Origin of the sequence: Embleya sp. NPDC050154, from assembly GCF_044460165.1 — a bacterium.
Classification (GTDB): Bacteria; Actinomycetota; Actinomycetes; order Streptomycetales; family Streptomycetaceae; genus Embleya.
The window spans coordinates 85,337-94,951 of sequence record NZ_JBITJP010000033.1 but is presented as its reverse complement, the minus strand read 5'-3'; the positions used below and the strand labels follow the sequence as shown (position 1 = coordinate 94,951).

10 protein-coding genes are annotated in these 9,615 nt (G+C 71.3%); 6 read left to right on the top strand and 4 right to left on the bottom strand.

Annotated features, from left to right (window positions below; genetic code table 11):
* Nucleotides 1-445 precede the first annotated feature (445 nt).
* Nucleotides 446-637 carry a hypothetical protein gene (locus tag ACIBSV_RS43960; RefSeq protein WP_395873106.1) on the top strand — a complete coding sequence of 64 codons (192 nt, stop codon included), beginning with the start codon at nt 446-448 and terminating at the stop codon, nt 635-637.
* Here ACIBSV_RS43960 and ACIBSV_RS43955 read toward each other — a convergent pair.
* Nucleotides 586-2,190, bottom strand: coding sequence for an MFS transporter (locus ACIBSV_RS43955; RefSeq protein WP_395873105.1), 1,605 nt, complete (start codon nt 2,188-2,190; stop codon nt 586-588). The genes ACIBSV_RS43960 and ACIBSV_RS43955 overlap by 52 nt on opposite strands.
* A gap of 148 nt (nt 2,191-2,338) precedes the next feature.
* Here ACIBSV_RS43955 and ACIBSV_RS43950 point away from each other — a divergent pair, with 148 nt between their 5' ends.
* The 3 genes from ACIBSV_RS43950 (at nt 2,339) to ACIBSV_RS43940 (ending at nt 4,816) form a co-directional block, all read left to right on the top strand.
* Nucleotides 2,339-3,223, top strand: coding sequence for a helix-turn-helix domain-containing protein (locus ACIBSV_RS43950; protein WP_395873104.1), 885 nt, complete (start codon nt 2,339-2,341; stop codon nt 3,221-3,223).
* Nucleotides 3,224-3,543: 320 nt separating this feature from the next.
* Nucleotides 3,544-4,503 carry a non-homologous end-joining DNA ligase gene (gene ligD / locus ACIBSV_RS43945; protein WP_395873103.1) on the top strand — a complete coding sequence of 320 codons (960 nt, stop codon included), beginning with the start codon at nt 3,544-3,546 and terminating at the stop codon, nt 4,501-4,503.
* 49 nt (nt 4,504-4,552) lie between these two features.
* Nucleotides 4,553-4,816 carry a hypothetical protein gene (locus ACIBSV_RS43940; RefSeq protein WP_395873101.1) on the top strand — a complete coding sequence of 88 codons (264 nt, stop codon included), beginning with the start codon at nt 4,553-4,555 and terminating at the stop codon, nt 4,814-4,816.
* Nucleotides 4,817-4,835: 19 nt separating this feature from the next.
* Here the strand turns inward: ACIBSV_RS43940 and ACIBSV_RS43935 are convergent, their stop codons facing one another.
* On the bottom strand, nt 4,836-5,012 hold the full coding sequence (locus tag ACIBSV_RS43935; protein WP_395873100.1) for a hypothetical protein: 177 nt from the start codon (nt 5,010-5,012) through the stop codon (nt 4,836-4,838).
* Between the two features lie 1,125 nt (nt 5,013-6,137).
* Between ACIBSV_RS43935 and ACIBSV_RS43930 the strand changes: the two genes are divergently transcribed.
* Both ACIBSV_RS43930 and ACIBSV_RS43925 read left to right on the top strand, forming a co-directional pair.
* Nucleotides 6,138-6,521, top strand: a complete 384-nt coding sequence (locus tag ACIBSV_RS43930; protein WP_395873099.1) for a VOC family protein — start codon at nt 6,138-6,140, stop codon at nt 6,519-6,521.
* The gene (locus ACIBSV_RS43925; RefSeq protein ID WP_395873098.1) at nt 6,518-7,390 is read left to right on the top strand and encodes a sigma-70 family RNA polymerase sigma factor; all 873 of its coding nucleotides are present in this window, start codon (nt 6,518-6,520) and stop codon (nt 7,388-7,390) included. Before ACIBSV_RS43930 ends, ACIBSV_RS43925 begins: the two co-directional genes overlap by 4 nt.
* A gap of 16 nt (nt 7,391-7,406) precedes the next feature.
* On the opposite strand, the gene ACIBSV_RS43920 is transcribed toward ACIBSV_RS43925, so the two are convergent.
* Both ACIBSV_RS43920 and ACIBSV_RS43915 read right to left on the bottom strand, forming a co-directional pair.
* On the bottom strand, nt 7,407-7,601 hold the full coding sequence (locus ACIBSV_RS43920; protein ID WP_395873097.1) for a hypothetical protein: 195 nt from the start codon (nt 7,599-7,601) through the stop codon (nt 7,407-7,409).
* A gap of 118 nt (nt 7,602-7,719) precedes the next feature.
* The gene (locus tag ACIBSV_RS43915; RefSeq protein ID WP_395873096.1) at nt 7,720-8,721 is read right to left on the bottom strand and encodes an alpha/beta hydrolase; all 1,002 of its coding nucleotides are present in this window, start codon (nt 8,719-8,721) and stop codon (nt 7,720-7,722) included.
* Nucleotides 8,722-9,615 lie beyond the last annotated feature (894 nt).

Below are 9,615 nucleotides of genomic sequence, written 5' to 3'. Positions count from 1 at the left end.
CGCCCCGCGCGGGGCGGCGGGGGGCGCGCCCCACCCCACAACCCCCCCCCCCCCCCCCCCCCCCGCCGCGGCCCCCCCCCCCCGCGGCCGCCCCCCCCCCCCCCCGCCCCCCCCCCCCCCACGGCCGAGGAGATCGCCGCGATCATCGACAGCAACGACCCGCGCCGGACGTGGAGGCCGTCGGCGCTCGATCATCGAGACCCCGGACCTTCCGGCGGAGGACGCGCTCAATCGCCAACTTGCATCGGCCGGCCGATCTTCGCGACCGCCGACGCACAGGAGGGCCCCACCGCGTTCACCCGGAAGCGCAAGCCGGGATTCCCGTAGGGCGTGGCAGCCGGGTGCGCGCCGCGCACGGGCCGGACGACCCGCGGAAGAGGGACACTGGAGACACAGCGGCACCGCACCCGGCACCGCAGGGTGCGGTGGGCCGCAGGAGGTTTCCATGCCTGACACCCAGGTACGTGCCGAGCACCGGCTGCACGAGGAGCACCACGGAATGCACTCGCCCCCGCGCGTGGTGGTGCGGGGAAGCGACATGCGCACGTCCGACGCAGACGCCACATCGGAGCAGACCGCCCACGCCTACGAGACATCGCAGGCCGAGGGTGACCGCGCCGAGGACGAAGACGACTGACCGATCGGATCGGCAGACCCGATCCCAGCCGGATCGGCAGGAGGCCGCACGGCCTTCGGAAGAGCCAGCGCGGCCGGGAGTCCGACGAGGGCGCCCACCGCGACCACCGCCACCGCCGTCCGGATCCCGCCCACCGAGACCAGCACCGCCAGGCCGGCCCCGGAGCCGAACTGGAGTGCGGTGGACGCCAGTCCGGTGGCGGCACCCTGCTCGGTGTCCGCGACGCCCGACGCCGCGGCGACCCACATCGTGGTGAACACGACGCCGGTGCCCAGCCCGAACGCGACGATCCCGGGCAGCAGTGCGGCGTACGACGAGTCGTCCGTCATCCCCGCCGCCAGCACCGCGGCCCCCAGTGCGGCGACCGAGAACCCGACCATCAGTGTCCGACGCACGCCCAGGCGCCCCGCGAGACGCTCACCCGCGAGATTGCCCACCGTGATCGACAACGTCGGCCCCAGGAACGCGACCCCCGTGCGCAGCGCCGAAAAGCCCATCTCGTCCTGGAACCACAACGTCAGGAAGAACGGCACGGCCTGCAGGGTCAGTCCGAACACCAGGATCACCCCGGTCGCCGCCGTCAGGCCGCGATGCGTGAACAGGCGCAGCGGCAGCAGCGGATCGGCCGTCCGCGACTCCACCGCGACGAATCCCGCAAGCAGCAGCAATGCCACTCCCGCCGCACCCGGCACCCGGGGATCCGTCCAACCCCACTCCGGCCCCTGCGCAATCGCGAACACCAGCAGCGTGAGCCCGACCGTGCCGGTCAGCGCGCCCGGGAGGTCGAAGCCGGGCCGCGTCGCACCCGCGCCGCCGCGCCCGTCGCGCTCCTTGCGCCCGTCACGTCCGTCGCGTCCGTCCTGGCCCTTGAACCCCTCGCAGCCCTCGCGCCCTTCGTGCCCGCTGCGTCCGTGCTGTTCCTCGCACCCTTCGCACCCCTCGCGTACGTCGCGCCACGCCGCGTCGGCGGGCAGCAGCGCGGACGCAGCCAGGGCGGCGACCACGACCAGCGGCACATTGACGTAGAACACCGCCTGCCAGCCGAACGCACTTGTCAGTACGCCGCCGAGCAGCGCCCCCAGGCTCAGCCCGCCCGCTCCCGACACCGCCCACACGGTCAGCGCCCGGGTCCGCGAACGCCCCTCCGCGAAGAGCGTGTTCACGAGCGACAACGTCGCGGGGAACAGGACCGCGCCGCCAACGCCCTGCACGGCCCGCGCGCCGATCAGCGCGCCCGGCGCGGTGGCCAGACCGCCCAGGAGCGAGCCGGCACCGTACAGCGCCATGCCGAGCACGAACATGCGGCGTCTGCCGAGCAGGTCCGCGAGGCGACCGCCGAGCAGCAGAAGTCCGCCGTACACGACGGCGTACGAGCTGACGACCCACTGCAACCCGTGTTCGGAGAAGCCGACGTCGGCGGCGATCTGGGGCAGCGCGACGTACACGATCGTGAAGTCGAGCGCGGTGATCAGGCCCGCGAGGGCGAGGAGAGCGAGTGTCCAGGCGGGACGTGTCAGGCTGGTGGGACGTACGAGGTTGGCAGGCGACGGCATAAAGGCCGACCTCCGGAAAGGGCCTCGGGAGTGAGGCGGGCGGCTGGGTCGCTTCCCAGCCTGGGCGGACCGCCACGCGCTACCCAGGTCCCGGCTTTGCCTACGCACCGCGTGATCACCCTCGCGCCGTCCCGGTTATGGTCGCCGTGTGGACGCACGTATCGAACTGAGCGAGTTCCTCAAGTCCCGCCGCGCCCGCCTGAGCCCGGGGGACGTCGGACTGCGGGCGTACGGCGGCCGCCGCCGCGTCGCGGGCCTGCGCCGCGAGGAACTGGCAGGTCTCGCCGGCGTCAGCGTCGCGCACTACACGCGCCTCGAACAGGGCCGGGCCGACAGCGTCTCGGCGGAGGTCCTGGCCGCGATCGGGAAGGCGTTGCGCCTGGACGAGGACGAGCGGACGTACCTGGGCCAACTCGCCAGGCCCGACGCCCGCACGTGTCCCGGAACCGCCGTCACGCCGCGCCCGGGCCTGCGACACCTGGTGGCGTCCTTCGACGCGACCCCGGCGATCCTGGTCGGGCGGCACACCGAGGTCGTGGCGTGGAACCCGGTCGCGACCGCGCTCTTCGGCGACTTCGCGGCGATGCCCGAGGGCGAGCGCAGCATCTCCGACCTGATCTTCCGCCGGCCGGACATGCGCGACCTGCACGGCGACGGCTGGGAACGCACGGCGGTCGAACACGTCGCGCACCTGCGGGTATTGTCCGCCTGCTACCGGGGCGACCGGCGCCTCGTCGCACACATCGAGCGGTTGCGCGCGGCCAGTCCCGAGTTCGCACGGATGTGGTCGTCCCATCCCGTCGCGCGCACGGGCCACCGGTTCTACCGGCTGCACCACCCCGTCGTCGGCGACCTGGAGTTGTACGGCGAACTCGTGACGCTGCCCGGCGACCTCGAATACAGCGGCCTCGACCTGTTCGCCGCCGAGCCGGGCTCCGCTTCCGAACACGCACTACGCCGCCTGGCCGACTTGGGCCGCGCCCGGGAGACGGCTTCGCCCGCACGCTCATCCTCGGCCGCGGGACCGCGCTAGGGGTACTGGTTACTCCCGCAGCCCGGGCCGCAAGCCCGCCGGCACCAGCGGCACGCCCGCGCCGAGCAGTAACGGGGCGCCCGGCGCCGGCCCGCGAGCGCGTCCGCAGCCGCGTCGATGCGGCGCCCGCGCAGTCGTCGCGGTGCGCCTGCGCGGTGGAGCCGGCACGCCTATTGCGATGCGGTCGGCGTCCAGGCGGTGCGGGCGCAGTGTTCGAGGTACGGAGACCGTTGACGTGCGCCTGCGTTCGGGTGCCTCCGTTCGGGCGACCCGGGCCACCGCCGGGTGTACCCGGGCGCCGGGGCGACGACGTTCCCCGCATGCCCACGCTGCCCCGGATCGCGCCCATGCTCGCCACCCCCGGCACGCTGCCGCCCGCGTCGGAGGACGACCGGTGGGCGTACGAGACCAAGCTGGACGGGCAACGCGCGATCGTCTACCTCCCCGGGGACGGGACGGTGCTGCTGCGCGCTCGCTCGGGCGCCGACATCACGGGCGCCTACCCCGAGCTACGGGCGATCGGCGAGGCCCTGGGCGACGTCGCCGCCGTGTTGGACGGCGAGATCGTCGCGCTCGACGAGCACGGGCACAGCGACTTCGAACGCCTGCAAGCCAGGATGGGCTTGGCCGGCTCGCCCGCCCGGGCGGCGCACATGGCCAAGGAGGTCCCGGCGCGGCTGATGCTCTTCGACGCGCTGTTCCTCGAGGGCCGCGACCTGACCGCACAACCGTGGACCGAACGCCGCGACCGGCTGGAGACCCTGGAGCTCCGGGGCCGGAACTGGTCCACCCCCGGGGCACTCGTGGGACACGGCGCCCAGGCGCTCGAGGCGACCCGCGAGGCGGGCCTGGAGGGGCTGGTCTGCAAGCGGACCGACGCGCGGTACGAACCCGGCGTGCGATCACGCTCGTGGATCAAGATCCGGCATGTGCGAACCGTGGACGTGATCGTCGGCGGATGGCTCCCCGGCCGCGGCCGCCTCTCCGGCCTGCCCGGATCACTGCTGGTCGGCCGCCCCGGCCTCGACGGCCTGCGCTACGCGGGAGCCGTCGGCACCGGCTGGACCGACCGCGAACGCACCACCCTCGCCGAACTGCTGCGCGTCGCCGCCACCGAAGACTGCCCCTTCCACCCGCGACCCTCCGTCCCCGGCGCCCGCTGGGTCCTGCCGCGCCTGGTCGGCGAGGTCGCCTACGCCACCATCACCCGCGCCGGACTCCTCCGACACCCCGCGTGGCACCGCCTGCGCCCCGACCTCACCCCCGACGACGTCGCCTGACCGGCGGACCGGGCGAGCCGATCCTCGCGAATCAGGCCACACTCGAACCATGGAGATCGTCGAAGCGCACGGCCACCTCACCGTGCCGGGCCTGGGCGACGTGGAGGTCGACGTCGACCTGTACGACTGGCCGCCGGCCGAGCACGTCGGTCCGGTCGCATGGAGCGCGGTAATCGCCGACGGCCCGGAACTCGAAGTCGGCACCAAGGGCGAACTTCACGTCGACGGAGAGAACACGGAGACCGGCCACCCCTTCACGGTCATCATGAACGCCGGCCGAGTCAGCCAGCTCCGCGGCCGCGAGAACACATGAGCTGCAATCCCATCAAGGCTCAGTCGAAGCCCGCTTCGGATCGCAGCTCGGCGATCTCACGATGCGAGGCCGCGAGATCGGCGGCCACCCGCCGGTTGACCTCGGCGACACCGGCCTCCCACACCACACGCACCAGCGCCTCGGCAGCGGCCTGAGCCAGGCCGGCCGACCCCCTCGCACGGTCGGCCGGCGTCACGATCGGATGCTCGGCATCCACGTCTCCAGGACGCTCCGCTCGCCCGTCCGCATCCCGCAGAGCGCTACAGCCACTGGGACTGCGAAGCCGGAGTGGCGTAGTCCACCGGCCGGGCTTGCGACAACCGTGCCGAGATCGCCGCCGATCAAACACCGGACACTGACGCGACGCCCATATCGGGCTGTCCCAACCCAATGCCCAAAACGGCCGAATGCGCCTCGATGCCGCTGCGCCGCGTGCGCAGCAGTGTGCACTCCCCGGTCCGTAAGGCGTTCCACCGAACAGCGCGACCAAGACCACGTCGCCGATACACACGACCTACCGCTGCGCCGAGGGCGGCACGCGGTCGGCGACATCGACATGCGCATCGTCCTCGCCAACGCCGACCTTCCCCCCACCCACCGGACGTTCCCGGCGCAAGGCAGGGCACCCGACGAGACCAGCCGGGCTCCGACTCCCACGCAGAGAGCGGCCGTCCCGCGAACGCACCCGGCACGCCTGGTACTTCCATCCCGCGACCGGGCTGGTCCTCTCCCACCGGTACGGATCCCCCACAGCCGAAGCCGCGTTCCGGCAAGGCGTTCGAGCAGGGCATGGCGGACTTCGGTGTCCCCATCCTCGCCGGTGTCCACGACGACCTCATTCCCACCTATCGCGGCCGCCCTCCGGTCGTCGTCGTACTCGACCGTCCCGGCACCGTGCCCGCCGGGTCCTGCCGCCGGGCTGCTCGCCGCCTGCGCGCAGCGTCCACGCTCCACACGGGTGACGGCCCAACGGTCAGGCGGGCAACGTCTTCCGGCGGTGTCCGGCGCGAGCTCTGCATCGTCGTGGGAGGGCGGTGGTCGATACCGGGCCGGCGAGGACTTCAGGTGGAAAGCCCGAGAGCCTGCTCAGCGCGGGCGACGCGTTGTTGGCGGGCGCGGCGGGCAGGAGGTCGACCAGGTCTGCCCCCGGCGCCCGGAAGCATGTGCCGAACCTGGATGCGTACTGCCGAGTCAAACCGCGTGCACCCGGGGAAACCGATCCGGCGGACCAGTCCTGTTACCTTCTCCCGTCGGCACTCGTCATAGGTGCGACGGCCGATTTCGAGCGGTCGTCGCACCCAACGAGTGAATCGAGAACAGGATGCTGACCAACATCATGTACGTGACGGTATACGTCACCGATCAGGACCGTGCGCTGGAGTTCTACACCGAGGGCCTCGGCCTGGAGAAGCGGCTCGACTTCCCGGGGCCCGACGGACGCTTCCTCACCGTCGGCGTTCCCGACAGCCCGCTCCAGATCATCCTGTGGTCGCAGGCCGCAGCCGCGGGACAGCCGGGAGCGCATGCAGCGCCAGGGCCGCTGATCCTCGAATCCGACGATCTGCGAAAGGATTTCGAGGTCATGGGCCAACGCGGCGTGGTCTTCGAAGAGTCCGAACCCGTGGACTATCCGTTCGGGGTTCGCGTCGAGGCCGTGGACCCCGACGGCAACCGGATCTCGCTCCGTCAGCAGCCAAAACCGTGACCGCCCACCCGTCCGACCTTGTGACGAAGGCGTTCGAAGCCCAGCGCGATCGGCTGCGCGCAGTCGCGTACCGTGTGCTGGGCTCGCACGCCGACTCCGAGGACGTGGTCCAGGAAGCGTGGATGCGCCTCGTCCGCCAGGATGAGGCCGCCATCGGCAACCTGGCGGGTTGGCTGACCACCGTGGTCGGCCGCATCAGCCTGGACCTCCTGAGGTCCCGACAAGCCCAACCCACCGCCTACGGAAACGAGTTCGCGGACCTCGTGGTGCTGCCCGACGGCGACCCCGCGCCGGACGAGCAGGCGGCGCTGGCCGATTCGGTCGGCCTCGCCCTGCTCGTCGTGCTCGACTCGCTCACCCCGAGCGAGCGCCTGGCGTTCGTCCTGCACGACATGTTCGCGGTCCCGTTCCACGAAATCGGACAGATCCTGGGCAAATCCGCCGACGCCACCAAGATGATCGCCAGCCGCGCTCGCCGCAAGGTCCAAGGCACGGACCGGGTGGCGGGCCCCGGCCGCGAACACCGCGAGGTCGTCCAGGCATTCAGCGCCGCCGCCGGCGGCGGCGACTTCGAGGCGCTCCTGCGTGTCCTCGATCCGAACGTGAAGCTGACCGTCGACACCCCAGGCGGCGTTGTCGTCACTCTCGGCGCCACCAAGGTCGCCGCCGGCGCCCGCATGTTCTCCGGCGAGGCCGCCCGCCACCGACCCGTGCTGGTCAACGGCGTCCCCGGCCACATGTCCTGGCGCTCCGACGGAACCCCTCTCTCCGTCATCGCCTTCACCGTCACCGGAGGCCGGATCACCGGCATCGACATCATCGTCGACCCGGCCAAGCTCGCCTCGATCCATCTGCCCGCCCCGGCCTGAGCCGGTGGCGGGGTAGTTATAGGAGCGGACAGAGATCCATGTCCGGTCCGCCGGCCCTGGCGTGATGACGGACGAAGGTGACTTCGTCGCGGAACAGCTCCTGGCCATCGGAGCTTGGAGACGCCACCTGGTCCAGGATCACTCGGTAGTGCTGGTGCCGCGGCTGGCTGCCGGGGTACTTCACCGAGCGGATCGCGACGATCAGCGGCATCCGAACGCCGTTCACAACGTCGGCGAGTCCCCGCCCTCGCGGAGCCGATGCCAGGACCGGGTTCAATTCGATCGCAACGACGTGCGATCCCGTCACCGACCTCCGCGAGCAATACGGCTTACGCCGCCGGCCGAAGGTGGGCGACGATGCCGTCGATGTCCTCGGCGAGAAGGTGCCAACGGAGGGTGTGGCCGCCAGGGACCTCGTGGGCCGTGTACGGGATGCCCGCCTGGTCGAGAAGGCCACGGAACTCGCGCTGGCCGTCCAGGACATGGGACTCCTGGAAGGCACTGAACCACGGGATGTTCTCGGCACCCGTACCGGCCACCATGAAGATGCGCTTGTTGTGGTAGCTCGGAATGCGCTCGACCGCGTTGTCGGCACTGACCCGGGCCTCGTTCCACAACGGCACGCCGTAGATGGTGCCGCCGCCCAGCTCGATGGCGGCCGAGGACGCGTTGGCCCAGTGGCCGACGGCGCCGCCGTTGAGGCGCAGGCTGGGCGGGCCGGAGTGGGCGCTGACCGAGGCGAAGTGGCCGTAGTACTTGGCGGCGTACTTCAGCGCGCCGAAGCCGCCCATCGAGTAGCCGGCGACCGCGCGTCCGTCGTACTCCGCATGGGTCCGGAAGTTCGCCTCGACCCACGGCAGGAGCTGGGACATGTGAAAGGTCTCCCAGTTGCGGGGACCGACGAACGAGGTGACCGGGTTGGAGTACCAGCCGGCGCCGCCCCCGTCCGGCATCACGACGATGATCGGCTTGCCGGCGGTGAGTTCCCGAATGCCGCCCGGGACGTCGAAGTTGCGGAAGTCCGCGCCCGTGCCGCCACCGTGGAACAGGTACATGACGGGGTACCGGCGGCCGCTGCTGTCGTAGTCGTCGGGGAGCAGGACGTTGACGCCCGGACCGGTGGTCCACCCGATATGGCTCGTCTTGAACCGGTAGTACTTCAGGCGGGGATCGCTCTCGTTGCTGTCGATGATGCGCAGCCCGAAGCCGTCGCCGATCGCATGGGCGGCGGACGCGCCCCCGACGACGCCCGCGGCACCGAGCACCGCCGCCGCGGACAACCCGCCGGCGGCCTTCAGGATGTTGCGGCGGGTGGGTTGGAACTCGGTCATGCCATCCCCCGTGTTCGGTTTGTGGTGTGGAGGCCGCGTGCGGACGACGTTCGGCCTTCACCGAGCCGCACCGGTCCTCATGGACGGGCGAACTGCAGGCACAGAACGACCAATCACTCTGGCGCGGCGGTTGGTTACATCCGGTGCGCGTTGATCACACACCAGTCACCTGCAATGGTCAATACCGAACCAAGCTGAGTTTTTGGCCCAGGCAATGACCCCAACTCCCTTACACACCACGGCTACACGTGTCACCGCACACCGCAGCCATCGATGGTGCCGACAGGCAGCGGCAGCGTCCCATCGCGCTGCATCCGCCTCGACCGATCACCGTCTGTCCTGCCGTCGCACACGTCGGCGTTCGCCGGAGCGGGACGCCACGCGATAGCGAGCCGCGACGACGGCCCGAGAAGACACCGACACCCACCGGTGGCACGGCGATCGTGCAATCCCCGGATGGATTTCGGATCACACCACTCGTGGGACCGGTCCGAGGCATGGCACATCCGAAAGGCCGAAACCGAACGGCACGAGGGGGACTCACATCCCGCTTGCGCGTGGCCGACCGAACTGATGCATTCGGTCCACCTCGCGGTGAGCCTCCTGCCGCGATTTCTGCTTGGCAGCCAAGACACGGAAGGGCGCACCGGAGTGGGCACGTTGCCGCGTCCGCGGGGTCGGCTCCGGGTTCTCCCACGGGCTGGAGGACGTGCCAGGAGCGCCCCCGAGTTCGCGGGGTCGACGGTATGTGAGGGAGCAGTTCCACGGGACACCCGGGAAACTCCCCGCGCATGTGGGCACGACCATTCCGGGCGGCGGCGGCAACCCCGGATTCGTCCGGAACATCCTCGCCCGGGCGAGGCCGAGACCCCGGTGAAACACCCCCCGCAGTTT